Annotated in this window: 21 protein-coding genes; 13 read left to right on the top strand and 8 right to left on the bottom strand. The window is 64.2% G+C overall.

What is annotated here, in order from left to right:
- Window positions 1–123 precede the first annotated feature (123 nt).
- From KW845_RS24070 to KW845_RS24055, 4 genes are all read left to right on the top strand, one after another.
- Window positions 124–1,551: a basic amino acid/polyamine antiporter gene (locus KW845_RS24070; RefSeq protein WP_218372163.1), complete on the top strand. Its 1,428-nt coding sequence runs from the start codon at window positions 124–126 to the stop codon at window positions 1,549–1,551.
- Window positions 1,552–1,564: 13 nt separating this feature from the next.
- The gene (locus tag KW845_RS24065) at window positions 1,565–2,809 is read left to right on the top strand and encodes an arginine deiminase (protein WP_218371881.1); all 1,245 of its coding nucleotides are present in this window, start codon (window positions 1,565–1,567) and stop codon (window positions 2,807–2,809) included.
- Between the two features lie 91 nt (window positions 2,810–2,900).
- Entirely contained in the window at window positions 2,901–4,328 is a 1,428-nt protein-coding gene (locus KW845_RS24060) for a basic amino acid/polyamine antiporter (RefSeq protein ID WP_255592900.1), read from the top strand.
- Window positions 4,329–4,364: 36 nt separating this feature from the next.
- Entirely contained in the window at window positions 4,365–6,188 is a 1,824-nt protein-coding gene (locus tag KW845_RS24055) for an SLC13 family permease (RefSeq protein WP_370628283.1), read from the top strand.
- A gap of 19 nt (window positions 6,189–6,207) precedes the next feature.
- Here KW845_RS24055 and KW845_RS24050 read toward each other — a convergent pair whose 3' ends face one another.
- Window positions 6,208–6,660, bottom strand: a complete 453-nt coding sequence (locus KW845_RS24050) for a glycine zipper 2TM domain-containing protein (protein WP_255592941.1) — start codon at window positions 6,658–6,660, stop codon at window positions 6,208–6,210.
- A 95-nt stretch (window positions 6,661–6,755) separates the two neighbouring features.
- Complete coding sequence (locus KW845_RS24045) at window positions 6,756–7,214, bottom strand: hypothetical protein (protein ID WP_218371879.1); 459 nt, start codon at window positions 7,212–7,214, stop codon at window positions 6,756–6,758.
- A 264-nt stretch (window positions 7,215–7,478) separates the two neighbouring features.
- Between KW845_RS24045 and KW845_RS24040 the strand changes: the two genes are divergently transcribed.
- From KW845_RS24040 to KW845_RS24030, 3 genes are read left to right on the top strand one after another with little or no spacing between them, the layout of a single operon-like run.
- The gene (locus KW845_RS24040) at window positions 7,479–8,870 is read left to right on the top strand and encodes an amidohydrolase family protein (protein ID WP_218372160.1); all 1,392 of its coding nucleotides are present in this window, start codon (window positions 7,479–7,481) and stop codon (window positions 8,868–8,870) included.
- A gap of 58 nt (window positions 8,871–8,928) precedes the next feature.
- Window positions 8,929–9,846, top strand: coding sequence for an aldo/keto reductase (locus KW845_RS24035; RefSeq protein ID WP_218371878.1), 918 nt, complete (start codon window positions 8,929–8,931; stop codon window positions 9,844–9,846).
- 10 nt (window positions 9,847–9,856) lie between these two features.
- On the top strand, window positions 9,857–11,179 hold the full coding sequence (locus tag KW845_RS24030) for an NTP/NDP exchange transporter (RefSeq protein WP_218371877.1): 1,323 nt from the start codon (window positions 9,857–9,859) through the stop codon (window positions 11,177–11,179).
- An 82-nt stretch (window positions 11,180–11,261) separates the two neighbouring features.
- Here KW845_RS24030 and KW845_RS24025 read toward each other — a convergent pair whose 3' ends face one another.
- The 4 genes from KW845_RS24025 to KW845_RS24010 form a co-directional block, all read right to left on the bottom strand.
- On the bottom strand, window positions 11,262–12,734 hold the full coding sequence (locus tag KW845_RS24025) for an aldehyde dehydrogenase family protein (RefSeq protein ID WP_218371876.1): 1,473 nt from the start codon (window positions 12,732–12,734) through the stop codon (window positions 11,262–11,264).
- A gap of 42 nt (window positions 12,735–12,776) precedes the next feature.
- Window positions 12,777–14,564, bottom strand: coding sequence for a thiamine pyrophosphate-binding protein (locus tag KW845_RS24020; RefSeq protein WP_218371875.1), 1,788 nt, complete (start codon window positions 14,562–14,564; stop codon window positions 12,777–12,779).
- A 63-nt stretch (window positions 14,565–14,627) separates the two neighbouring features.
- Window positions 14,628–15,608 (bottom strand): tripartite tricarboxylate transporter substrate binding protein, encoded by a 981-nt coding sequence (locus KW845_RS24015; RefSeq protein ID WP_218371874.1) that lies wholly within the window; start codon window positions 15,606–15,608, stop codon window positions 14,628–14,630.
- A 133-nt stretch (window positions 15,609–15,741) separates the two neighbouring features.
- Window positions 15,742–17,118, bottom strand: coding sequence for a citrate/2-methylcitrate synthase (locus tag KW845_RS24010; RefSeq protein ID WP_255592899.1), 1,377 nt, complete (start codon window positions 17,116–17,118; stop codon window positions 15,742–15,744).
- A 147-nt stretch (window positions 17,119–17,265) separates the two neighbouring features.
- On the opposite strand from KW845_RS24010, the gene KW845_RS24005 reads away from it, so the two are divergent.
- The 3 genes from KW845_RS24005 to KW845_RS23995 are packed head-to-tail and all read left to right on the top strand — an operon-like array spanning window position 17,266 to window position 20,061.
- Entirely contained in the window at window positions 17,266–18,243 is a 978-nt protein-coding gene (locus KW845_RS24005; RefSeq protein WP_218371873.1) for a TauD/TfdA family dioxygenase, read from the top strand.
- 9 nt (window positions 18,244–18,252) lie between these two features.
- Window positions 18,253–19,053 carry an HpcH/HpaI aldolase/citrate lyase family protein gene (locus KW845_RS24000; RefSeq protein ID WP_218371872.1) on the top strand — a complete coding sequence of 267 codons (801 nt, stop codon included), beginning with the start codon at window positions 18,253–18,255 and terminating at the stop codon, window positions 19,051–19,053.
- Between the two features lie 30 nt (window positions 19,054–19,083).
- Entirely contained in the window at window positions 19,084–20,061 is a 978-nt protein-coding gene (locus KW845_RS23995; protein WP_218371871.1) for a tripartite tricarboxylate transporter substrate binding protein, read from the top strand.
- A 37-nt stretch (window positions 20,062–20,098) separates the two neighbouring features.
- On the opposite strand, the gene KW845_RS23990 is transcribed toward KW845_RS23995, so the two are convergent.
- On the bottom strand, window positions 20,099–20,851 hold the full coding sequence (locus KW845_RS23990; RefSeq protein ID WP_218371870.1) for an IclR family transcriptional regulator: 753 nt from the start codon (window positions 20,849–20,851) through the stop codon (window positions 20,099–20,101).
- Between the two features lie 74 nt (window positions 20,852–20,925).
- Here KW845_RS23990 and KW845_RS23985 point away from each other — a divergent pair, with 74 nt between their 5' ends.
- From KW845_RS23985 to KW845_RS23975, 3 genes are read left to right on the top strand one after another with little or no spacing between them, the layout of a single operon-like run.
- Window positions 20,926–21,831: an oxaloacetate decarboxylase gene (locus tag KW845_RS23985; protein WP_218371869.1), complete on the top strand. Its 906-nt coding sequence runs from the start codon at window positions 20,926–20,928 to the stop codon at window positions 21,829–21,831.
- Between the two features lie 4 nt (window positions 21,832–21,835).
- Window positions 21,836–23,098, top strand: coding sequence for an aconitase family protein (locus tag KW845_RS23980; protein WP_218371868.1), 1,263 nt, complete (start codon window positions 21,836–21,838; stop codon window positions 23,096–23,098).
- Window positions 23,095–23,634: a hypothetical protein gene (locus KW845_RS23975; protein WP_218371867.1), complete on the top strand. Its 540-nt coding sequence runs from the start codon at window positions 23,095–23,097 to the stop codon at window positions 23,632–23,634. The genes KW845_RS23980 and KW845_RS23975 overlap by 4 nt, the downstream gene beginning before the upstream one ends.
- 47 nt (window positions 23,635–23,681) lie before the next feature.
- Here the strand turns inward: KW845_RS23975 and KW845_RS23970 are convergent, their stop codons facing one another.
- The gene (locus tag KW845_RS23970) at window positions 23,682–24,257 is read right to left on the bottom strand and encodes a YSC84-related protein (RefSeq protein WP_218371866.1); all 576 of its coding nucleotides are present in this window, start codon (window positions 24,255–24,257) and stop codon (window positions 23,682–23,684) included.
- Between the last annotated feature and the right edge of the window lie 77 nt (window positions 24,258–24,334).

Genomic DNA, 24,334 nt, shown 5'->3' with positions numbered 1-24,334 from the left:
CTGCCGATCGCAGCATGCGGGCTTACGCCAGCCGCTACTCAAGATGCCAATGCGATGCCGGTAAGCGTGGGCGCCCGCATCTTGCGCCCGCATCTGTGTTTATCTCTGCAGGCGAGGTGAATGATGGAAAGCAGCACAGAAAAGAAGCTGGGGCTCATGGCCCTGACAGGCATGGTAGTGGGCTCGATGATAGGCGCGGGCATATTCTCTTTGCCGCGCACCTTCGGCGGAGCCACGGGCGTTATCGGCGCCCTTATTGCGTGGGTCATCGCGGGCGCCGGCATGTATACGCTGGCCCGCGTGTTCCAGAGCCTGGCCGAACGCAAGCCCGACCTCGATGCCGGCGTGTTCGCCTACGCCAAGGCGGGTTTTGGCGACTATCTGGGTTTCCTGTCCGCCTTCGGGTATTGGATAGGTAGCTGCATCGGCAACGTCTCTTATTGGGTGCTGATCAAATCGACCCTGGGCGCGTTCTTCCCGGTCTTCGGCGACGGCAACACCGTGATCGCCATCGCGGCCGCCTCGGTCGGGATCTGGCTGTTCCACTTCATGATCCTGCGGGGCGTGCAGCAGGCGGCATTCATCAATGCCGTGGTCACGGTCGCCAAGGTGATTCCGATCCTGCTGTTCATCCTTATCCTGATATTCGCGTTCAAACTGGATCTGTTCCAGGCCAACCTGTGGGGCGCGCAGGGGCTGGATGGGCCCAGCCTGTTCGAGCAGGTCAGGCTGACCATGCTGGTGACGGTGTTCGTCTTCCTGGGGATCGAAGGCGCCAGCGTCTACTCGCGCTATGCCTCGCAGCGCTCGCACGTGGGGATCGCCACCCTGATAGGGTTCGTATCGGCCTTGTTCCTGATGGTGCTGGTCACGATGCTGCCCTATGCCGCGATGCAGCAAGGCGATATCGCGGCGCTGCGCCAGCCGTCCATGGCCGGCGTGCTGTCTGCGGTGGTGGGGCCGTGGGGCGCGGTGTTCATCAGCGTGGGGCTGCTGATATCGGTGCTGGGCGCCTACCTGGCCTGGTCGCTGATCTGCGCCGAAGTGCTGTTCGCGGCCTCGAAGAACCAGGACATGCCGCGCGCCTTCGCGCGCGAGAACAAGAATGGCGTGCCCGCGACGGCACTGTGGCTGACCAACATCATCGTGCAGTTGTTCGTGATCAGTACGTACTGGTCCAACGATGCGTTCGCCCTGATGCTCAGCCTGACCAGCGCCATGTCGCTGATTCCGTACCTGTTGGTGGCCGCCTACGGCTTCATGCTGGCCAAGCGCGGCGAGACCTACGAGAACGGCGTAGGCCAGAACCGCGACCTGGTGCTGGCAGGTATCGCGGCGGTTTACACCACTTTCATGATTTTTGCAGGAGGTTTGAAATTCGTTCTGCTCTCGGCACTCTTGTATGCGCCTGGGTCTGCCTTGTACTACTGGGCCCGGCGTGAACAAGGACGGAAGCTGTTCACCGGGTTCGAGCTCGCAGTGTTCATCGTGGCATGGATAGGCTGCATCGCAGCCATTGTGGGTCTGGTTCGCGGCTGGATCGCGATTTAACTAGGAGTCGACCATGACTGGAAACATAGAATTTGGCGTTCATTCGGAAGTCGGGCAGTTGCGCATGGTAATGGTCTGCGCACCCGGACGCGCTCATGAACGGCTGACACCATCCAATTGCGATGCGTTGCTCTTCGACGACGTTATGTGGGTCGATAACGCCAAGAGAGACCACTTCGACTTCATCACCAAGATGCGCGACCGTGGCGTCGAGGTGGTCGAGATGCATAATCTGCTGGCCGAGACGGTGGAAATCGCCGAAGCCAGGAAGTGGATCCTGGACAACCAGGTGGTAGCCAACCAGGTCGGCCTGGGGCTGCTCGACGAGATCCGCAGTTATCTCGACGGACTGCCCTCGCGCAAGCTGGCGGAAACGCTCATCGGCGGGCTGTCCACCGAAGAATTTCCCGAGTCGATCGGCGGCGAGCAACTGGCGCTGATCAAAGAGGCGGCCGGCGTCACCGAATACCTGCTGCCGCCGCTGCCCAATACGCTGTATACCCGCGACACCACATGCTGGATATACAACGGCGCCACGTTGAACGCGCTTTACTGGCCGGCGCGGCACGAAGAAACCATCCTGACGTCCGCCATCTACAAGTTCCACCCGACATTCGCGGGCAAGGTGAATGTATGGTGGGGCGACCCGACCCAGGACCATGGGCTGGCAACCCTGGAGGGCGGCGACGTCATGCCCATCGGCAACCGCACCGTGCTCATCGGCATGAGCGAACGGACCTCGCGCCAGGCGATCAGCCAGCTTTCGGCGTCGCTCTTCGAGCGCAATGTGGCCGACCGGGTCATCGTGGCCGCCATGCCGAAACTGCGCGCGGCCATGCACCTCGATACGGTGCTGACTTTCGCCGACAGGGATTGCCTGCTGGCCTATCCCGACATCGTCAACAACATCCAGGCGTTCTCGTACCGCCCGGGCGACAAGCCGGGCCAACTGGAACTGCACAAAGATGAGGGCTCGTTGACCGATGTCATCGGCCAGGCCCTGGGTGTATCGAAAATGCGGGTGGTCGAAACCGGGGGGAATGCCTACCTGCGAGAGCGCACGCAATGGGATAGCGGGGCCAACCTGGTCTGCATTTCCCCGGGCGTCGTGCTGGCCTACGATCGCAACGTCTACACCAACACGCTGCTGCGGAAAGCCGGTATCGAAGTCATTACCTTTGTGGGGGCCGAGCTCGGAAGAGGGCGGGGCGGCGGGCATTGCATGACATGCCCGATCGCGCGCGACGCGTACGAGTAGCAAGCCTGCAAGCACGCTAATCCGGGGCGCGGCCGGCCGCGCCCCGGGGATCCCTGTTTGATCTTCTTGCCCGCTGGCACGGGAGACTGTCTTGAACGCGGAAACTGCAAAGCTCTCCCGGATGGCGCTGGTCGCCATGGTCGTGGGTTCGATGGTTGGCGCAGGGATATTTTCATTGCCCAGCGTATTCTCGCGGACTACCGGCCCCCTGGGCGGACTGGTAGCCTGGGCCATCGCCGGCACCGGCATGTTGACACTGGCCATGGTGTTCCAGTTCCTGGCGCGCCGGCGTCCCGACCTGGACTCCGGCATCTTTGCCTATGCCAAGGCCGGGTTCGGGCGCTACATCGGTTTTCTCGCCGCGCTGGGCTACTGGACAGCGGCCTGCCTGGGCAACGTCAGCTACTTCGTGGTGTTCAAGGCCACCCTGGGCGCTGTGTTCCCTTTTTTCGGCGACGGCGATACGGTGCCGGCGGTGCTGGTGTCGTCGATCCTGCTGTGGACCACGCATTTCGGCATCTTGCGCGGCATCCGGCAGGCCGCCGGGATGAACACGGTGGTGACGATCGCCAAGATCGTGCCCATTCTCATCTTCATCGTCTGCGTGGCGTTCGCCATGGACATGGATGTGCTCAGGGCGAACATCCAGGAAGGCGCCAGCCCCGACAAGGGCAGCTTGCTCGAGCAAGTGCGCAGCACCATGCTGATCACGGTCTTCGTGTTCCTGGGTGTCGAGGGCGCAAGCGTCTATTCCCGCTACGCCAAGCGCCGCGACGACGTGGCGGTGGCCACCGTGACGGGATTCCTGCTGGTCCTGGCGCTGCTGGTATCCGTGACATTGCTGTCGTACGGGATACTGCCGCGTGCCGAGCTTGCCACCCTGCGCAACCCTTCGATGGCAGGGGTGCTGCGGGCCGCGGTGGGGCCCTGGGGAAGCGTGCTGGTCAGCGTGGGCCTGATGGTGTCGGTGGCCGGTGCCTATCTGTCGTGGATACTCCTGGCGGCCGAGGTCCTGCATGCCGCGTCGCGCGCCAATACCATGCCCAGCTTTCTCAGCCGGCAGAACAAGCACGGCGTGCCCGACCGGGCGCTGTGGCTCAGCAACGGTATCGTCCAGCTATTCCTGCTGGGCACGCTGTTCACGCAGGACACCTTCGTCCTGGTCAAGAACCTGGCCAGCTCCATGAGCCTGATCCCGTACTTCTTCGTGGCCGGCTTCGGCCTGCTGATGGCGGTACGGGGGGAAGCCTACGACGGATGGAGTTCCCGGCGCAAATTCGAGCTGTGCATCGCAGCCGTGGCCACGATATATGCAATAGGCATGATCCTGGCGGGCGGTTTCAGCTATTTCGTGCTGTCGGCACTGATCTACGCGCCGGGCACCATCCTGTTCATCATCGCGCGGCGCGAGCAGCACGGTGCCGTATTCGCCGGTTTCGAATGGCCCATCCTCTTGATTATCGTGCTGGGCAGCCTGGCCGGCATATGGGGCATCACGACCGGAAACATGAGGCTCTAGGCCCCGCCAACCAGCCCGATACTGACGACGCTTAACGTGATAACCGGCGACCTTGCCATTGTCCTGGCCATCCTGGGCGGGGCCATCGTACTGTTCCTGATCGGGCGCCCGCGTGCGGACGCCGTGGCCTTGCTCGTGCTGGTGCTCTTGCCCTTGACCGGCATGGTGTCGATGCGCGAAGCGCTCGATGGCTTTGCCAATCCCAATGTCATATTGATCGCCTGCCTGTTCGTCATCGGCGAGGGGCTGGCCCGCACGGGAATTGCGCAACACGTCGGCGATTGGCTCGTCCGCCGTGCCGGCACCAGCGAAAGCCGGCTGACCATCATGCTGATGGGGGCCGTCGGCTTGATGGGGTCGATAATGAGCTCGACCGCGGTGGTGGCCATTTTCATCCCTATCGTGTTGCGCATCTCCCGTCAGGCGGGCATGGCCAGCCGGAAGATGCTGATGCCTCTGGGAACGGCGGCGGCCATCAGCGGCATGCTGACCCTGGTGGCCACCACCTCGAACCTGGTCATCAACGGCGCGCTGGTCTATAACGGCTACGCCGGGTTCTATTTCTTCGAATTCACGCCCATCGGCATCGCCATCATGGCGGCGGGCATGGTCTACATGCTGGCGGCCCGGCATCTGCTGGGCGCAGAGCGCACCGCGCGCAGCAGGGCCAGGCCCAGTATCGGCAACTGGGCGGCCCGGTACGCGTTGCAGAGCCGGGCCCACCGCCTGCAGGTCGCCGGCGGCTCGGGCCTGGCAGGCCGCAGCCTGAGTGCCTGCGGCCTGGGAGTGGATAGCCAGGCATGCGTCATCGCCATTGAACGACGCTCGCGCTTTGCCAGGTCAGTGCTGCATGCCACCCCCGACAGTGTCATGGAGCCCGGCGATATCCTGCTGCTGGATGCGGACACCGCGGCATTCGACATCGGCCAGTTCTGCGCAGCGCAAGGGCTCGAGCAATTGCCGATGTCCGAAGCCTATTTCTCGGACCAGGCTCGCGACGTGGGCATGGTCGAGGTGATCATTCCTCCCGAATCCCGCCTGGTTGGCACCGCGGTGCGCGATTCGGATGCCCTGAAGCACAATGGCCTGTCGGTCGTGGGAGTCTGGCGCGGCGACAAGGCCCTGGGCAGGCTGCAGGGCGCGCGGATCCGGGTCGGCGATACGCTATTGGTAGTAGGCCCGTGGAAGGGCATTTTCTCGCTGCAGTCCGAAGAGCATGACCTGGTCAGCCTGGCGCTGCCGATCGAGACCGATGCGCTGGTGCCGGTGCCCGACAAGGCCCGGCATGCCTTGTTCGCGCTGTGCGTGGTAGTGCTGTTGCTGCTGACCGATTGGGTGCCGAATGTCATGGCCGGCCTGATCGGCTGCCTGCTGATGGGACTGTTCGGTTGCGTCACGCTGGATGTGGCCTACCGGGCGATCAATTGGCGCAGCCTGATCCTGATCGTCGGCATGCTGCCGTTTGCCGTGGCGCTCAAGCGCAGCGGCGGGGTAGACCTGGCGGCCGATCTGCTGCTTCATCTTTCCGGATCGTGGGGTGTCTATGGGCAGCTCGGCATCGTGTTCCTGGCCACCGTGATCCTGGGCATTGCGATTTCCAGCACCGCCACGGCGGTACTGATGGGCCCCATCGCGATCAGCGTGGCCCAGGAACTGCACGTCTCGCCCTATGCTTTCGCCATGACGGTGGCCATTGCATCCACGGCAGCCTTCATGTCGCCGGTATCGACCCCGTCCAATGCCCTGGTCAGTGTGGCCGGCGGCTACCGATTCAGCGATTACTTGAAGATAGGCACGCCGATGATGGCGATCGCGCTCATCATCAGCGTGCTGTTGATACCGGTATTGTTCCCGCTATAACCGGGCGCCGGCAACTGGACTACAGCGGGGCCACGCGCGTAACGCCGCCGTGGGTAATGACCTGGACCCGCTGGCCCACGAACACGGGCACGTCGGCCTCTTGCGCCACGACGCGGGTCCCGCCATTGTCGAGCTGCAGCGTGATTTCCACACCCTGTCGCGTGCTGCGGGCATTTTCGGCCGCATTGCCCACCATTGCGCCACCGATCGCACCGCCCACGGTGGTCAGGCGCCGGCCCGAGCCTCCGCCTATGGCGCTGCCCGCCACTCCGCCCAGCACGCCGCCCGCCGCAGCCCCCAGGCCGCTGGTGCTGCTGGCCTGGATGACGATGGGGCGCACGCCGGTTACGTGGCCCAGCACGACGGTCTGCGCGCGCTGGGTCTGTTCAAAGGTATAGACGCGCGATGACGCGTGCGGATTCGCGCAACCGGCCAGCACGGCCGCTGCAAGCAACCCGAGTCCGACCGCCATGGTCTTGATGGCACCCGCTGCCCTGACATTTCTGCGCTCATGCATGAGGTTCGCTCCGGAAAGATAAGAAAGGTCACGCCATGATCAGCGCGCGGTCAGCGACGCGGGTTGGAAGTGGAAGAGGGGGTCGGGGTGGGAGTGATCGTCGTGGTGGTGGAAGGCGGGGCCTGGGATTCCAGGCGGATGGGACTGCCTGCCTGGTCCACGATCCGCAGCGGGCGCCCGTTGAAGAAAATCACGCGCCGGGGGCTCCAGTCGGCGGACGCCTTGTCCATCGTGTCGTAGCTGGCCACCTCGAAATCGTATTCCCAGCCGTGCTGGAACTGGCCTTGCTCGTCGGTATAGCTGACCTTCTTGACCGAGTCCGCATAGCCTTTGTCGCGGTAAGAGACGTAGCGAGTCGGGGGCAGGGTGTCCCGGTACTGCGACATCATCTGGTACAGGTCGTCTTCGCTTGGGGCGGTGCCGTAGCGCGCCAGGTCGTCCCTGGAGCCTGCCGTGGACGCGCAACCGGCCAGCAGGGCCGTCATCAACAGAAAGGGGACGCTTTTCATCGGCATTGCTCCTTGAAAATATCCACGCAATTCGGATCCGGCACCTGGCGGCCGCCGGTAGCTAGAGGCCCGCAGGGCATATTAATACTCCTACTATGCGCAAGTTGGCAATACCGACGCGGCACGGTCTGCCTGTGCAATCTTCTTGCATGGCCATTTGCCATCGCGTATCGTCAAGCGCAATACCCCTGGCCGCGCACCGTTGAGCGCAGTTCCACTGAAGACGCGGCCATACACCATGACAGGAGACTACCTGTGCGTGCAATGCCGGTACTGAGGTCGATTTTCCTGGGTGCGCTGCTATGCGGTGGTTCCGCCATCGCGCACGACTGGCCAAGCCCGCAAGATGCCGCCGGCGCCGATGGCGCGGCCGGCAATGCCAAGGCCCCTGCATCGTTGATCCTGTTCGAGAACGTGCGCGTCTTCGACGGTACTTCTCCCACCTTGTCCGGCCCGGGCAGCGTGCTGGTGCGCGGCAATGTCATCGAGAAAGTGGCCCAGGGCCAGGTGTCGGCCGAGGGCGCGCGCGTCATCGACGGCGGCGGGCGTACCTTGATGCCCGGACTGATCGATGCGCATTGGCACAGCATGTTCGTGGGAGTGCCCATCGGCGCGGCACTGACCGCCGATGCCGGGTACTTGAATATCGTCGCGGGCATCGAGGCCCGCAAGACCCTGATGCGCGGCTTCACCACGGTACGCGACGTGGGCGGCGCGGTCTTCGGGCTCAAGAACGCCATCGACCGCGGCGTCATCCCCGGGCCGCGCATCTACCCGTCCGGGGCCATGATCAGCGTCACCGGCGGGCACGGCGACTTCCGCAATCCTTCCGACCTGCCGCGCACCCAGGGAGAACCCGCTTCGAGGCATGACATTGCCGGCGACAGCGCCATCGCCGACAGCCCGGACGAGGTGCGGCTGCGCGTGCGCGAACAACTCATGCATGGCGCCTCGCAGATCAAGCTGACGGGTGGCGGTGGCGTGTCGTCGCCGCACAGCCCCCTGGACGTGGTGACATTCAGCGAAGCCGAACTGCGTGCCGCGGTGCAATCGGCCGCCGACTGGGGCACTTATGTGGCCGTGCATGCCTATACACCCGAAGCCATCCAGCGCGCCATCCGGGCCGGGGTGCAATCCATCGAGCACGGCAGCCTGATGGACGAGGAAACCGCCCGGAAGATGGCCGAAACAGGAACCTGGCTCAGCACCCAGGCCTTTCCCGACGAGCTGGCCGACGCCTTTCCGCGCGGCTCGAATGAATGGGAAAAGGCTCAGGAAGTCTTTGCGGGCACCGACAGCACCTACCGGCTGGCCGTCAAGTACAAGCTGAAAACCGCGTTCGGCACCGACATTCTGTTTTCCAGCGCCTTGGCCGCGCAGCAGGGGCGCCTGCTGGCCAGCCTGACGCGCTGGTATTCGCCTGCCGAGACCCTGATCATGGCAACGGGCACCAATGCGCAACTGCTGGCCCTGTCGGGCAAGCGCAATCCCTATCCCGGCGAATTGGGCGTGGTGCGCGAGGGCGCGCTGGCCGACCTGCTGCTGGTGGATGGCAACCCGCTCGAAAACATTGCGCTGATCGGCGATCCGGACAAGAACTTCGTCCTGATCATGAAGGACGGGGCCATCGTCAAGGACGCGTTGGCCGCGCATTGAGTGCGTCGACGGCAAGCCGGCCAACGCAGTCGGCCGGGTTTCGGCAAGGAGTGCCCGGATGTTCACACGCCGCCACTTTCTCTCTGGCCTGTCCGCGCTGGGCATGGGCGCCAACCTGCCGCGCGCGGCCCGGGCCGCCGATGGCGCCACGCCTGCGCTGCAGACCCGGCGCATTCCCTCTTCTGGGCAGGCCGTGCCCCTCATCGGCATGGGCACGGCCGACAGCTTCAACGTCGGAACCGGCCAGGCCGAACGGGCACCATTGCGCGAGGTCATGCAGCGCTTCTTCGCTGCCGGCGCCACCGTGATAGACACTGCGCCCAGCTACGGGCAGTCGGAAGCCGTGGTGGGCGACCTGCTGGCCGAACTGGGCTTGCGCGAGCGCGCCTTCCTGTGCACCAAGATCGGGGCTTCGGGCCGCGCTGCCGGCCAGGCGCAGTTCCAGGAGTCGCTGCGGCGCTTGAAGACCGACAAGGTCGAGCTGCTGCAGGTGCACAACCTGGTCGACTGGAAGACGCAGCTTGCGCTCATCAATGAATTGAAGGCGCAGGGCCGGACGCGCTATTCGGGCCTGACGCACTACAACGAAGGGGGGCAAGGCGAACTGGCCGATGCGGTGCTGGCCGCGAAGCCGGATTTCCTGCAGATCAACTATTCGGTGATATCCACCGGTGCCGAAAAGCGGCTGTTTCCCATGGCGCAAGAACTGGGCGTGGCGGTGCTGGTAAACCGCGCTTTCGACGATGGCCGGCTGTTTCGCCAGGTGGCCGGCAAGCCGCTGCCAGGCTGGGCGGCAGAAGCGGGCATCTCGTCGTGGGCGCAGGCTTTCCTGCGCTTCGCCCTTGGCCATCCGGCCGTCACGGCGGTGATCCCGGCCACCAGCCGCCCGGACCGGCAAAGCGACAACCTGAAGGCGGGCGTGGGGCCCATGCTGAGCGCCCAGCAGCGCCAGTCGCTGCGATCACTGTTTGCCTGAGCGCGACGCGATGGCCCATCCCGCCGCGCGGCGGCCAGGCTTCCTGTCCCGCCTGTTCAATCTGCACCAGGGCGAGTCGCCGGCGGTAGCCGCCGGCCTGGCAATGTTCTTCCTGTTGTTCACGGCGTATTTCATGCTGCGGCCGGTCCGCGAGACCATGGGCGTGGCAGGCGGCGTGGACAATCTGCAGTGGCTGTTCACCGGCACTTTCGTCGCGACGCTGGCGGCCTTGCCGCTGTTCGGCTGGGTGGCCTCGACGGTGCCGCGCCGGCACATCGTATCGTGGGTATACGGTTTCTTCGCGCTGAACCTGGCGGGGTTCGCAGCGATGCTATGGATACACCCCGATAGTGTGTGGGCGGGACGGGTGTTCTATATCTGGCTGTCGGTATTCAACCTGATGGCCATTTCGCTGGCCTGGAGCGTGCTGGCCGATTTGTTTGCCGGCGAGCAGGCGCGGCGGCTGTTCGCGCTGATAGCGGGCGGCGCCAGCCTGGGCGGGCTGGCGGGGCCGATGCTGGGGGCCTTGCTGGTCGTGCCCCTGGGCCACGGCGGCCTGCTGTTGCTGGCTGCGGTGCTGCTGGCCGCCAGCGCCGGGGCGGCGGCCTGGCTGCACCGCTGGCGAGACCATCATCCCGCCGCCGATATCGTGCCGGCCGACGCCGCGCAGCGCCATCGGCCGCTGGGCGGCAACCCGTTTGCCGGTATCTCCGAACTGCTGTGCTCCCGGTATCTGCTGGGCATCGCGCTGTTCGTGACGCTGCTGGCCAGTGTCAGTACGTTCTTGTATTTCGAGCAGGCGCGCATGGTGGCGGAACACTTTCCCGACCGTGCGCGCCAGACCCAGGTGTTCGGGCTGATCGATGTCGTGGTACAGGGCCTGGCCATTCTTACCCAGGTGTTCCTGACCGGCCGCATCGCGCAGCGGCTGGGCGTAGGGGTGTTGCTGACGGTGGTGCCGCTGCTGCTGGTGGCGGGTTTCCTGTGGCTGGCGCTGGCCCCCGTGTTTGCCGTTTTTGTCGTGGTCATGGTGGCACGCCGCGCCGGCGAATACGCACTGGTGCGGCCCGGCCGCGAAATGCTCTACACCGTGCTGCCGGCCGAACAAAAATACAAGGCCAAGAACTTCAACGACACGGTCGTGTACCGCGGCGGCGATGCGCTAAGCGGCTGGGTCAAGCGCGGCGTGGACCTGATCGCCGATCAACCCACACTGGCGCTGGGCATAGGCGCGGGTATTGCGTTGGCATGGGCCGCCACCGGTGCGTGGCTGGCGCGCTGGCACGGCAGGCTGGAAGCCGGGCAGGGGCACGCGGAAAGGCCCCGAGGCTAGGCTTTGCCATTCGAAATCGGCGCGTTGCGGCGATTTCCCCGATTTCGTCGAGGCTATGGGCGCTTTCGTCGCATTGCCGAGGCTATCGGAACTTCAGGTTCACATTCTTGCAGTATGTGAATTCAAGCAGCTCGGCAAAGCACTCCTCGCGGCCAATGCCGGATTGCTTTACACCGCCGAACGGGGCGCCCATGAAGTGCTGGCTGGAGTTGTTGATCCAGACATACCCGGTCTGGATGCGCCTGGCCGCGCGATGAGCGGTGTCCAGGTCTTGCGTCCAGATCGATCCGGTCAAGCCAAAATCCACGCCGTTGACCTGTTCGAACAAGGTGCTTTCGTCCTTCCACCGGAACACCGACATGACGGGGCCGAAGACCTCTTCCTGTGCCAGGCGCATGTGCGGTTGCATATCGGCGAACACAGTGGCCTCGTAGAAGAAGCCGTCTTTCAGCGCCGGGTCGGCGGGCCGTTTTCCACCGCAGACCAGTCTTGCACCGTCCGCCAGGCCGATCTTGACGTAATGCTCTACCTTTTCCAGTTGCGCGCGGCTGACCAGCGAGCCCATGGTGGTGGCCGGATTAACAGGAACACCCGGCCGATGGCGCTGCGGCAGCAGGCTTGCCACCTTGTCCAGGACGGTGTCGTGAATCGACTCGTGCAGAAAGACCCGGCTGGTCGACCCGCAGCTCTGGCCGGACCAGGTGAAGTTCATGCCGCCGATGATGCCGTCCACCAGGCGTTCTAGGTCTGCATCGGGATAGGCGATCAGCGCGTTCTTTCCGCCCAGTTCCAGCAACACGGGTTTGAGGTTGTCCGAGGCGGTTTTCATCACGGCCTTGCCGGTGGGAACGCCGCCGATCAGGGTAACCTTGCGCACCAGGGGATGCCTGCTCATTGCATCGCCGCACTCGCGCCCGCCGCACAGAAAATTGACCACCCCGGGCGGAAAGATCGCGCCCACCAGCTCGGCCAGTTTCAGGATCGACAGCGGCGCCTGGTCGGGCGCCTTCACCACCACGGTGTTGCCGGCCGCCAATGGGGCAGCCAGGCGCGCGGCGGCAAACATAAGCGGATGGTTGTACGCGACGATGCGCGCGATCACGCCCAGCGGTTCCTGGATCGTATAGTTCAGGTTGCCGTCGCCCATGGGGATCGTCTCGCCCTTGATTTCCGTGGCGAGGCCTGCGAAATATTCCAGGCAGTCCGCGGCAAAGCCGGCGTCGTTCGCCAGTGCCGAGACCGGATTTCCGTTGTTCAGCGCGTCGAGCTGCGCCAGCGGTATCGCATGGTCGCGCAACACCGCCGCGGCCTTGCGCAGGTGGCGCGCGCGCTCGGCAGGCGGGGTCGCTGCCCACACGGGAAACGCGGCGTGGGCCGCCTGGACTGCGGCATCGACATCGGCCGCATCGGCGATGGGCGCGCTGGCGATGACCTGATTGCAGGCCGGATTGATGGTGTCGGCGTAGGTGCCTGCCTGCGGTTCATGCCATGCGCCGCCGTAATACAGGCCACGCTGCGTGGGCAGGACGCCATCGGGAATGTGATGGGGGTGCATTAAGGTTCCTCCTGATAATGATCCGGCGCCAGGGCGGGACGCTCAGTCATCCGAACGAGTCATGCCGGCCGTCATGGCAGGGCTGTAGCCGGCTTGCACGCGTGCGTCGACCACGACCGCCGCGCCGTTCCTGGCTGCCGCTATCGCCTCGCGCAGCACCTGCTCAAGCGCGTCCGCGTCTTCGACAGGGCCGTAGGCAGTCAAGCCCTGCGCGCGTGCCATCGACGCCAGGTCGGGTTCGGGGTCGGCAATACGCTGGCCTATCCAGCGGTTCTCGACAGGACGGTTGCGCTGGCGGGCCATGCGTTCCTGGTGCAACTCGTCGTTGAAGAACGACCTGTTGTTGCATACCACCATCAGCATCGGTATCTGGGCATTGGCCGCGGTCCAGAGCGCATTGACTCCCATCATGTAGTCGCCGTCGCCGATCACGGCTACCGGCAGGCGATCGGTGCCCTTGAGCGCAAGCGCCGATCCGATTGCCATGCCCGGCCCCGAGCCGATACCCCCGCCGCCGTCGTAGCCCAGGAAATCAAGGGGATGGCGAAAGTGCCACAAATCGCCGCTCCAGCTCAGGGGCAGGCGCATCAGGCAGGTTTTCTGCTGGCCGATCGCACGGTCCAGGACAGCCGCCAGGACAGGCACGGTCAAGGGCCCTTGCGGCGCTGCCTGCGCCGCGGGGGCCGGTGCCGCGCGCTTGGGCAAGGACGCCGGGCGCGGCGTCACCTGCCGGTTGAGCAGGTCGACAGCCGCTTCAGGCTCGCTTAGCAGGAACACGTCGACCGGAGGCAGGCCCTGGTGATCCATGCTCCAGCCGTTATGGCTGTAATGGTCGACCGACACCTGGATGATCTTGCTGGCGACGGCTTCGCCTTCCCAGGCCTGCTGCAATGTGCCGGCAAGATCCAGCCAATCCAGGCTGAGCACTACGTCCGCGCCACGCAGCACTTCCTTTGCGGTGGCGTTCAGGAAGTGCCCGCCGGGCGCGGCGTGCAAGGGATGATCGGTGGGGAAGGCACAACCCACCTTCAGGTCGGTCAAGACTTCGGCATTCAGTGCCTCGGCCAACTGGATGCGCTGCCTCCAACCCGTCTCGTCGCGACTGACGCGTCCGGCCAGGATGACGGGCCGGCGTGCTCCAGAGAGCAGGGCGGCGGCCTGGCGGATCACATCGTCGGCGGGCCGCGCGGGCGGCGGCGCCAGATAGCGTGCTGGATCGGGCCTGGCGGGCCTGGCGGCCAGCCTGGATTCCTGCAGCGCGGCGTCGAAGCAGACATACACCGGGCCCTGCGGCGCGGTCGTGGCAATTTGCCTGGCGCGCAGCAAGGCTTCCTGGGCAGCCAGGATCGAGGCAGGCTGCGCGTCCCACTTGATGAAGTGGCGCACCAGGGCGGCCTGGTCTTGCGCGGTGTGGATCCAGTCTATCCATGGCCGGCGCTTCGCGGCATCGACAGGGCCGGTGGCGCCCAGCACAATCACCGGAACGCGGTCGACCCAGGCATCGAAAATCGCCATCGAACCGTGCATCAAGCCCACGTTGCTGTGCAGGATGGCCGCCAACGGCCTGCCCGCCACCTTGGTATAGCCATGAGCGATCGCCACGGCATGTTCCTCGTGCAGCACCACGATCATCTGGGGTTTTTCATTGCCCAGGTGATTGACGATGCTGTCGTGCAGCCCCCGGAAGCTGGCGCCCGGATTCAGTAGCACGTACGGAATCTCCAGGGCGCGCAGCATATCGGCGATGGCATCGCTGCACCAGGGCGTGCCGTCGGATTCGGAAGGTACGGGAATGTCGCGGCGCACCGATGCCACAGAAGTAGCGGTCATGAAGTCTCCAGCTTGAAATCAGGTCGATGAATGGCAGCGCGATGTAGGTCTGCCAGCAGGCTTTCAGTCGGGTTTGATGCGTGCGGCCGCAATGACGCCGGCCCAGCGCTTCTGGTCGCTGGCGATCAGATTGTTGAAGTCGGCGGCGCTGCTGGATTCGGCCAGTATTCCCTGTTCGGCCAGGGTCTTGCGCACATCGGGCAGTTCCAGCGCGCGGCGAAGCTCGGCATTGAGCTTCTGTATCACCGCCGCGGGTGTCCCGGCCGGTGCAACCATGCCGATCCAGATATCGCTTTCGAAACCGGGCACGCTCTCGGCAATGGCCGGCACATCGGGCAGCAGGGCGATGCGCGACAGGCCCGTGGTGCCCAGCGCACGCAGCTTGCCGCTGCGGATATGCGGCAGCGCCGAATTGATCGGGCAAAACATCACGTCGACCCTGCCCGCCAGCACGTCGACCAAGGCGGGGGCCGACCCCTTGTACGGGATGTGCGTCAGGCTGGCGCCTGTCATCGACTTGAAGACCTCGGCCGCCATGTGCTGCGGGCTGCCGGAGCCCGCCGATGCATACGACAGGCCGTCGGGCCTGGCCTTGGCCAGCGCGATGAGTGCGCCGATCGACGAGGCAGATATTCTGGGCGACACGACCAACACCATGGGCACGCGGCCCAGCATCGTGATGCCCTGCACGTCCTTCAGCACATCAAAGGGAAGATCCGGATAAAGCACCGGGTTGACTGCTACCGTCTGGTTGGGCGCGATGGCGATGGTATAGCCATCGGCCTCGGACTTGGCCAGATAATCGGTGGCGATGTTGCCGGCGGCACCGGGCTTGTTCTCCACGACCACGGTCTGGCCGAAGGACTCGGACATCTTCTGGCCCAGGATGCGCGCCAGCACATCGTTGGATCCTCCGGGGGGTAGCGGAACGATGATGCGTATCGGCTTGTCCGGAAAGGCCTGGGCGCGGGCCAGCCTGGGCAGCGCTGCCACGGCGGCACTGGCGCAGAGCGCGGCCAGCACTGAACGGCGGTGATTACTCATGGTTGTCTCCGTTGTTGTGGTGCCAACAAGCGGATCCTAGGGAGAATCTGCCGCGCCTTCAATCTTGAACATTGAATCAATGTGAGCCTGCAGCAGGCACCCGCTGTACGAGATGCGTTCTTCGATGCCAGGCCTATGCGCGGACCGGCTGCGCGTTCGATACGAACTTGGCGCGCGGCCGCAGCATGGTTCCATCGGCATGCTGCTCTCGCACATGCGCTACCCATCCCGCCAGGCGGCCAAGCGAGAACAACGCGGCGGCGGCCTGTGGCGGCAACGCCATCGCACGCGTCAAGACAACCAGTGCCAGTTCCTGCCTGGGGTACAGGCCGACAGTTGTCTTCATCTCTTCGATAAACGCGAAGATGGCCTTCAGGTCGCGCGCCTGGTTGCCGCGGCGGCGCGCAATATCCAGAAGCTGCGCCGCGCGCGGATCTCCGGCGGGGTAGAGCGGATGATGAAAGCCCGGCACCCCGTGTCCCTGCGCGTGCAATCGGCACGCGCGCCGCACCAGCGTGGCGCGGGTTCGTTTCTGGCCCAGGAAGTCCTGCACGCGTTCGTACATGCGGCCGACTTCAAGCCCGGATGTTGCACAGAGGGCGGAAGCCAGGCAACTGTGCAGCGAACCGCCGGCAGAGGCCACCACGCGCGCGCTGAATGTGCCGGGAGGAAATTCATGGTCTGCCATGAGTATCAGCAGGGCGCGCAGCGCCTCGCCATTCTCTGCGGTGATGGCCACGCCCAGCGAGTGCATCAGGGCCTGCACCACGGTTTCACCGCGGCGCATTGGCCGGTAGCAGCCGCCGTGGCCGACAAAGCCGCAGCATGCCACCAGGGCCTGGATGATCTCGCGCGCCGCATCCAGCGTGGTGCCGCTGGCCAGCCGTTCGGCAGTCGATCCATGGTTCAGCCCCAGCATCAGCACCACCATGGCAAAGACTTCGAGCACATTGTTGCGCGGGTTGGACGCCGCCATCGCTCGAGCCAGCGCCAGCAGTTCTTCGGTGGGCCGATGCACCGGCCATGCGGGCGCCAGACGGGGCAGCGCATCGTTCCAAAGTAATTCGGCGACCGCTTCGAACGAGCTGCCGTCACGCACCAGGTCGCACGCCAGATGACCCCGGTAGCGCGGGCCTTGTGGAGTTATTTCAGTAATCGACGTGGGTAGAATCGGCTCGCCCCAATCCATGGCGGATGCCGCGACGGCACCATGGCCGGCCCTGGCCGCAGAGCGTTTCCTGACACGGTCCACGTCATCGCGGTTATAGAGTTTCTTCTTCTGGCCAGGCTGCATCACGCTGCAGATCCAGCCACGGCTGACATACGCATACAAGGTCTGCGGCCTGACATTGAGCAGTGCCATGGCCTCGGCTGCGTCGATGTAGTCCGGGTGCCCGGCCGGGCAGGGTCCGGCAGCCGCGGGCGGGCTGCCTATTGCAGGGGCCGGGCGCGCACCCTGGCCGCCGCGGCCGGGGCGCCGCAAATCGGGGGGCTGAGAGAGCGGTTGCATGGGAAGGGCGGGGCGCCGCAGGATGAGGAAATGCCCAGGCTACCCCACGATGGGCGCCGAATCCATCCTGTTTTCCCAGTACCGCCACAGGCGGGTGAAACCCTCTTGACCAGGGCTTTGCGATCGTCCGGAACCTGGCCCGGAAGCATGTCCGCTCTTCGGACATTCTGTATTGAGCCACCGGGACCGCCTTGGAAGAATACGTTCGGTACGCAGCGCTTGCCGCTATCGATATCTTATGACGAGCTTACAAGGAGAACTCGGGACATGAAATTCCGCAAACTATCCAATTCTTTAGGAGCCGAGGTGCTCGGCTTCAAGATACAGGGCGACCTTGCACCGGCTGTCGTCGACGAGCTGCGCGAGGCCTTTCATCGCTACCAGATCCTGCTGTTTCGCGACCAGCCGATCTCTTTCGAGACACATATTGCATTCAGCCGGTATTTCGGGCCGCTGGACCAGCACGAACATGTGCCCGATTACCGCCATCCAGATCATCCCACATTGATCAAAGTCACCAACGAAGGCAAGGAACGGTCGAAAGTCTTTGGCCAGCAATGGCACTCGGACCACTCGATGGCGATTCGCCCAAGCTTGGCGTCCCTGCTGCATGCACACGAAATCCCGGATGTGGGCGGCGATACGATGTTCACCAATATGTGCGGGGCCTACGATTCGCTTTCATCCGGAATGCAGCGCATGTTAAGTGAAATGCGGGCGGTGCACACTGTGATTGCGGCCAGGCATCTGCGCGGGCTGGATGAAAAAACACTGGCCAAGAAAGAGAGCGTCAATCCCCCGGTCATACATCCCGTGGTGCGCGCCCATCCAGAAACCGGCCGCAAAGCGCTGTATGTCAGCGAAATGCTGACGAGCCATTTCGAAGGGATGTCGGTCGAAGAAAGCCGGCCGCTGCTTGAGTATCTGTTCGCGCATTCGGTACGGCCGGAACTGGTCTACCGCCATCAATGGCGGCGCCATGACCTGCTGATGTGGGACAACCGCTGCACAATGCATCTGGCGCTCATGGACTACGACCATCAACAATTGCGTCGGCTGTTCCGTACGACCATCGAAGGTGATTACGTGGGCGAGTACGCCCACGAGCACGCCAACGCCGCCTGAGGACGCCCTATGCTGATCAGAGAGAATCGCATCAAGTCCGCCATGGCGCAGGGCAGGGTGCCGCTGGGCGCCTTCGTGCAGATGGCCAGCCCCGAGATCGTCGAAGCTGCCGGACATGCGGGCTACGACTATGTATGGATCGATGGCGAGCACGGCTCGTTCGGCCTGGATACCACGGTGCAGATGATTCGAGCGGCCGAAGCCACCGGCATGACGCCAATGGTGCGTGTTCCGACGGCCGACGCTTCATTGATAATGCGTGCGCTCGATGCAGGCGCGATGGGCGTCATCGTGCCGCAAGTCTCGACACGCGCGCAGGCCGTGGCCGCGGTGCAGGCAGCACGGTATCGGCATGGAGATAACGTGGCCGGCCGGCGTGGTGCCTGTCCCTTGACGCGTGCCACGGGCCATCAGACGCTGGATTGGCCCGCTTACGCCGCATGGGCCAACCTGAACGTGATGGTCTGGCTACTGGTCGAAACAGTCGAAGGGCTGGCGAACCTGGACGACATCCTGACTGTGCCTGGCGTGGATGCGGTCGTGCTTGGCGCGTTCGATCTGGCCGTGTCGATGGGGCATGACGGCGACAGGAACCATCCGGCCGTAGTCGAGCGCCTCGATGGAATGATCCAGGCCGTGCGCGACAAAGACGTCGATGTGGTCGGATTATTGTTCGATGCGGATATCCAGGCGATGGAACGGTCGCGACGCCATTACGTGGAAAGCGGCTGTCGGATCCTCGTGGCGGGAAGCGACCGGCGCTTGTTGGCGAACGGCTTTACCGCGATTGTCGACCAACTTGGCCGGTGATCGCTCACAATCAAAATACCGGAGACACTCATGACATTCACCCGCTACGCCGCTGCCTTGATCGCTGCGCTTGCCTTCACTGTGGCCGTTACGGCGCAAGCAGGCGCATATCCGACCAAACCTGTACGTATCGTGGCGCCAGCGCCGCCAGGAGGCGGCACGGATTTCCTGGCGCGATTGCTCGGTAGATACTGGACGGAGAATACCGGCCAGCCTGTCGTCACTGACAACATCACCGGGGCCAACGGCAATATCGGGGCCGCCCAGGTTTCGCGCGCCGAGCCGGATGGTGCAACCTTGCTGATGTCGTATGTCGGCACGCAGTCGATCAATCCGGCCTTGTATAAATCCATGCCCTACGATCCGAAAAAGGATCTGGAGCCCATCGCCGAACTTGCCAGCTATCCATTCGTCATCGCGGTCAATCCGGATGTGCCCGCGCATTCGATAAAAGAATTGATCCAGTATGCCAAGGCAAACAAGAACGAACTCAGCTTCGGCAGTGCTGGAGTAGGCAGTGGCGGCCACCTGGTCGGCGAGATGTTCAACAAGCGCAACGGCACAAACATCATGCATGTGCCTTACCGTGGCAGCGCACCCGCCATTACGGATCTTCTGGCAGGCCAGCTGCAGGTGGTGTTCGATACCTTGAACACGGTCGGGCCTTTTATCAAGACCGGGAAAATTCGCGCGCTTGCCGTGACGAGCGATGCTCGCATCGAATCGTTTCCCGATATCCCCACGGTGGCCGAAGCAGGGCACCCCGACATGGTGATCAGTGGCTGGTATGGGCTGTTTGCGCCGAAATCCACGCCCGCGGCGCTACTGCAAAGCATTAATGACGGCGTAGGCGGGATATTGCGTACGCAGGATTACCAGGACAAGGTGCGCACGGCCGGCTATGTGCCGTCGTCGCCGCAATCGACCGAGCAGTTCCGGACTTTCGTGGATGACGAAACGAAGCGCTGGTCGGAACTGGCGAAATCGAGCGGAGCGGCCATCGACTGATCGTCCGGCCCGGGCTTGCCGAACAAGCCGGTCATCGTCAGCCGATGACCGGCTTGAGTTCGTCTTGAATGATTTGCGCGATCTCGCGCTGACGGGCCAGCGGCATGCGGTCTAACGGCGCCGTGACGCTGAGCGCCGCAAGGGGCAGGCTTGCGGTGGCCGGGATGGCCACGCCAACGGCGAGCACGCCCTTGAGCGAATAACCGCCCACCACCGCATAGCCGCGCGCCAGGCAATTTTCAACCAGGCGGCGAACCGTGGCCAATTGCAGGTTGCCGTAGTCGAGGTAGGCCGCTTGATTGCGCTTGAGCAGGCTTGCAAGCTGCCGAGGTGCTAGCGTGGAAAGCATGGCTACGCCGGCCGCACCGACACCAAGAGGTTGACGACCCCCGATGTTCAGTGACAGCACCTGGATGGGGTAAGGGCCGATCTCGCGATGCAGGCACAGCAGGTTCAACTCGTCTCGGCGGACCAGGAACACGGCATTGCCCGTGCGCCGCGCGATCGAGATCATCACCGGTTTCATGTCCTGTACGAACATCTGCCAATGGTCTCCCAGGCTGACATCGGGGGATCCCAGCGCAAAGCGCTTGCCTGTGTCATCGCGCCGTACATAGCCTTCGGATTCAAGCACATCGAGCAGACGGTAGGCCGTGGGGCGTGGCAGCCCCGTGGCTTTTGCAATGGCAGCCACACTGAGCGTGCCGCCCTGGCGGCGCAGCAGGTTGACGATATGCAGTCCCCGCCGCAGTGCGCCGGGCCCCATGGGGTCGATGGCTATTTTGTCCATTTACCGGACATTTTATCTTGGCCCGTGCAGGCGTGTCATCCACACTGATCGCATCTTCAGAAAGGAGACTTGCCTTGAATTCCATTCATCCCGGCGCCCGTTTGAAGGCGCTGATTGTCGCGGCGAAGGCCAGCGGGCAACCCGTGGTGGCGCCTGGCTGTTATGACGGTTTGACTGCGCGGTTGGTCGAACGTGCGGGTTTCAACGTGGCGTACATGTCCGGCTTGTGTGTTGCCTCGACACTGGGCGAACCGGACGTGGGTGCGATCACCGCGGATGCAATGGTCGAACGGGCGCGGGTGGTAGCCGGCTGCACCGGCATTCCGCTGATCGTGGACGCTGACAGCGGTTACGGCGGCGCCTACAACGTGGCGCAAGCCGTAAGGGCGTTCGAGACGGCCGGAGCCGCTGCCTTGCACCTGGAAGACCAGCCGTTTCCCAAGAAATGCGCGGCGATGGCCGGCAAGACCTTGATCGCGGTGCCTGAAATGGTGGCCAGGCTGCGCGTAGCGCTTGATGCGCGCCGCAATCAGGATTTCATGATCATTGCGCGAACGGACGCCTTTGCGGTCGAGGGACTGGATGCGGCGATCGCACGGGTGCAAGCCTATGAAGCGGCCGGCGCCGACGCCACCATCATCATGTCGGTCGCCAGCGAAGAAGACATGCGTCGTATCACGGCAAACCTGAGGAAGCCCTCCATCGTGATGATGGTCGAGGGCTTGCGTCCGCTGGTGCCGGCGACCCGCCTTGGCGAGATCGGCTACCCGCTGGTGGTGTATCCGGTATCGCTGTTGCAGGCGCAGGCTCATGCGCAACAGCGTATGCTCGAGACCTTGCAGCGCGACGGCAGCACCGCGGCATGCGCCGATGCGTCGTTGACCTTGAACGATATCAACGAGACCGTCGGGCTCGAGCGTGCGCGCGATGCCGATGCTGCGTACGACCGCTATATCAACGAAGCCCACGCTGCTTCTTGACACTATGGCCATTTCTTCCAGGGGCCTGACGGCCGTAGAGAAAGTGCTTGCCCGCAGCGCCGGATTGGACGCAACGCGGGCCGGCGATGTGGTCTGGGCGACACCGGACCTGGTCATCGCCCATGACCTGAACTACCAGCGCCATCGCAAGCTGCTGCAATCGCTGGGCTACCCCGACATCGCCGCGCCGGACCGGCTGTTCGTCACCATCGACCACACCACGCATTCTGACAGCGCCAACCATCTCGAATCCCATGCTTTCATCCGCCGCGATACGCGCGAACAAGGGGTACGCTGGTTCATGGACACGGGCCGTCAAGGCATCAGCCACAACGCACCCCTGGATCTGGGCATTGTGCGGCCGGGCATGCTGGTGGTGGCGGCGGACACGCGCGCACCGGCGCTGGGCGGCTGCGGTGCCATCGGCGTGGCGCTAGGCCTTAGCGTGGCGCTGGCACTGGCCACCGGACGGGTCTGGTTGCGCGTGCCACAAACCCTGCGCGTAGGGTTGCATGGCCGGCCAGGGCCCGGCGTCATGAGCCGCGACATCGGCCAATGGGTGGCTGCCGCCATTGGCGCCGAACGGGCCGACTACTGCTGTATCGAGTTCCATGGCGACACGTTGAATTGGCTGGACGAAGACGGGCGGCATACACTGTGCAATGCGATGGTCGACATCGGCGTGAAAACCGCGTTGTGCCCGGTCCGCAACGCCGACGGTGTCGAGTGGCGCAGCGATCGTGACGCCGTCTTTGCGGACGACCTGCATTTCAATATCGAGGCGCTGTCGCCCCAGGTGTGCGTACCGCCCGATCCCCAACATGTGGTTCCCCTGGCGACTGTGGTGGGCCGCCGCGTGACAGCCGCGTTTATCGGTTCGTGCATCGGCGGCAAACTTGAAGACCTGCGCGCCGCCGCCCAGGTCCTCGAGGGACGTCGCGTGCATCCCGACGTGCGGCTGACCGTGATTCCGGCCACTCAGGCAATCTATCGCAAAGCGCTGGAGGAGGGCCTTGTCGCGATCTTCCTGCAGGCGGGGGCCGACCTGACGACGGGCATCTGTGGGCCGTGTTACGGCACCTATGCGCCGGTGGGCAACGAGGACGTCTTGATCTGCACGGCCACGCGCAATGACGCCGGCAGGCTGGGCAGCGACAAGGCGCCTGTGTATCTTGCCAACGCTGCCGTGGTGGCAGCCTCGGCGGTCAGCGGCCATATTGCCGACCCGGCGCACCTGGCCGTGGCTGTGTCAGGAGCGCATGGATGACGGCAAAGCATCAGTTGGTTCAGCGAGGGCGCGTCTGGTGCTTCGGTGACGACGTCATGAACGATGGCCAGGTCATGGACATCGAGATGACGCGGCAGATGGTCTACGATCCGGTTCGCCTGGCTCCCCTGGCGATGGGCGGGCTCGATCCCTCTTTCGCCGCCGCGGTGCGGCCGGGCGATTTCGTGGTGGCAGGGCACCGTTTCGGCCAGGGGCCGATGCATATCCAGGGGCCGCTGGCGCTGGCGGCTCTGAAGGTTGCCGTGTTGAGCGAGTCGATGGCGCGCTCATTCTTCCGGCTGGCGGTCTCGGCGGGCCTGAAAGTGCTGCCGTTCGCCGAAGGCGCGATCGAGTTCGCCGCGCAAGGTGACGAGATCGAAGTCGATTTCGTCAGCGGCCGGGCCATCAACTACACCAGCGGCCAGGAAAAAGGCTTCAGGCCATTGGCGCCGGCCGTACTCGAATTGGTTGCCGCGGGCGGCGAGCAAGGCTGGCTGCGGCAACAGGCTCCGTTCCGAAGCGGGCCGCAATCATGAAGAGGGCACGGCACTGAGTATGCCGCTTCCGGCTGCGATGGGCTGGATTACTTCGGATCCATGCGGGTGATCTTCGAGCCTTCCAGGCCGATTCCCGCCATCAGGCCTTCTTGCCCGAACGGAACAGCGTAGACATCCTGGGTCAGGGTGGTGCTGCTCATGCTGGCAGCCGCGCCCTTGTCGACCACCACTACATTGGGCGCGGCGCCCACTGCCCAGCCGTCGCTGCGGTCCAGGTACTGCAGCGCCTGGTCATTCATGAAGAAGAGGGCATAGCTGAAGGTCTGGATTCCGGCTTGCAGTCCGAACGACACCGCTGCAAGGTTGTAGTAGGCCTGCGCGCGGCCATTCTTGATCAGGGCGCCTTCGCCGCCTTCGCCACCCACCAGCATGCCGGCTTTGACGATCTTGGGAAACACCAGGATCGCGGTCGCCTTTTCGGCAAGGGCGCGGGCTTTCGGCTCTTGCGCCTGCAACTTCTGCAGGGCCTGAGCGGATTCGCTGGCGATTTCTGCTGCAGAGGCTGCGGACGCCCTGGGAGCCCAGGCGGCAGCGGCGCTGAACAACAGCGCGACAGCAAAGAGCGCGGGCCGCGCAATTGAACCTACTAGCGTGTCTTTCATGACTACGACTCCAGGGGATTGCGGGACTGGCTCGGAAAAGTAGTCGTGAGTATCGGTATTGCCATGAGTATTGTCAA

The organism is Bordetella sp. BOR01, assembly GCF_019218885.1.
GTDB lineage: Bacteria > Pseudomonadota > Gammaproteobacteria > Burkholderiales > Burkholderiaceae_B > Bordetella_A.
The sequence above is the reverse complement of the archived record's forward strand: the minus strand, read 5'-3'. Positions and strand labels throughout refer to the sequence as shown.

Bases quoted from the DNA above. Each gene is read 5' to 3' on its own strand.
- KW845_RS24070 (WP_218372163.1), top strand. From the start codon at position 124: ATGGAAAGCAGCACAGAAAAGAAGCTGGGGCTCATGGCCCTGACAGGC.
- KW845_RS24065 (WP_218371881.1), top strand. From the start codon at position 1,565: ATGACTGGAAACATAGAATTTGGCGTTCATTCGGAAGTCGGGCAGTTG.
- KW845_RS24050 (WP_255592941.1), bottom strand. From the start codon at position 6,660: ATGGCGGTCGGACTCGGGTTGCTTGCAGCGGCCGTGCTGGCCGGTTGC.
- KW845_RS24045 (WP_218371879.1), bottom strand. From the start codon at position 7,214: ATGAAAAGCGTCCCCTTTCTGTTGATGACGGCCCTGCTGGCCGGTTGC.
- KW845_RS24040 (WP_218372160.1), top strand. From the start codon at position 7,479: ATGCCGGTACTGAGGTCGATTTTCCTGGGTGCGCTGCTATGCGGTGGT.
- KW845_RS24035 (WP_218371878.1), top strand. From the start codon at position 8,929: ATGTTCACACGCCGCCACTTTCTCTCTGGCCTGTCCGCGCTGGGCATG.
- KW845_RS24030 (WP_218371877.1), top strand. From the start codon at position 9,857: ATGGCCCATCCCGCCGCGCGGCGGCCAGGCTTCCTGTCCCGCCTGTTC.
- KW845_RS24025 (WP_218371876.1), bottom strand. From the start codon at position 12,734: ATGCACCCCCATCACATTCCCGATGGCGTCCTGCCCACGCAGCGTGGC.
- KW845_RS24020 (WP_218371875.1), bottom strand. From the start codon at position 14,564: ATGACCGCTACTTCTGTGGCATCGGTGCGCCGCGACATTCCCGTACCT.
- KW845_RS24015 (WP_218371874.1), bottom strand. From the start codon at position 15,608: ATGAGTAATCACCGCCGTTCAGTGCTGGCCGCGCTCTGCGCCAGTGCC.
- KW845_RS24010 (WP_255592899.1), bottom strand. From the start codon at position 17,118: ATGCAACCGCTCTCTCAGCCCCCCGATTTGCGGCGCCCCGGCCGCGGC.
- KW845_RS24005 (WP_218371873.1), top strand. From the start codon at position 17,266: ATGTCCGCTCTTCGGACATTCTGTATTGAGCCACCGGGACCGCCTTGG.
- KW845_RS24000 (WP_218371872.1), top strand. From the start codon at position 18,253: ATGCTGATCAGAGAGAATCGCATCAAGTCCGCCATGGCGCAGGGCAGG.
- KW845_RS23995 (WP_218371871.1), top strand. From the start codon at position 19,084: ATGACATTCACCCGCTACGCCGCTGCCTTGATCGCTGCGCTTGCCTTC.
- KW845_RS23990 (WP_218371870.1), bottom strand. From the start codon at position 20,851: ATGGACAAAATAGCCATCGACCCCATGGGGCCCGGCGCACTGCGGCGG.
- KW845_RS23980 (WP_218371868.1), top strand. From the start codon at position 21,836: ATGGCCATTTCTTCCAGGGGCCTGACGGCCGTAGAGAAAGTGCTTGCC.
- KW845_RS23975 (WP_218371867.1), top strand. From the start codon at position 23,095: ATGACGGCAAAGCATCAGTTGGTTCAGCGAGGGCGCGTCTGGTGCTTC.
- KW845_RS23970 (WP_218371866.1), bottom strand. From the start codon at position 24,257: ATGAAAGACACGCTAGTAGGTTCAATTGCGCGGCCCGCGCTCTTTGCT.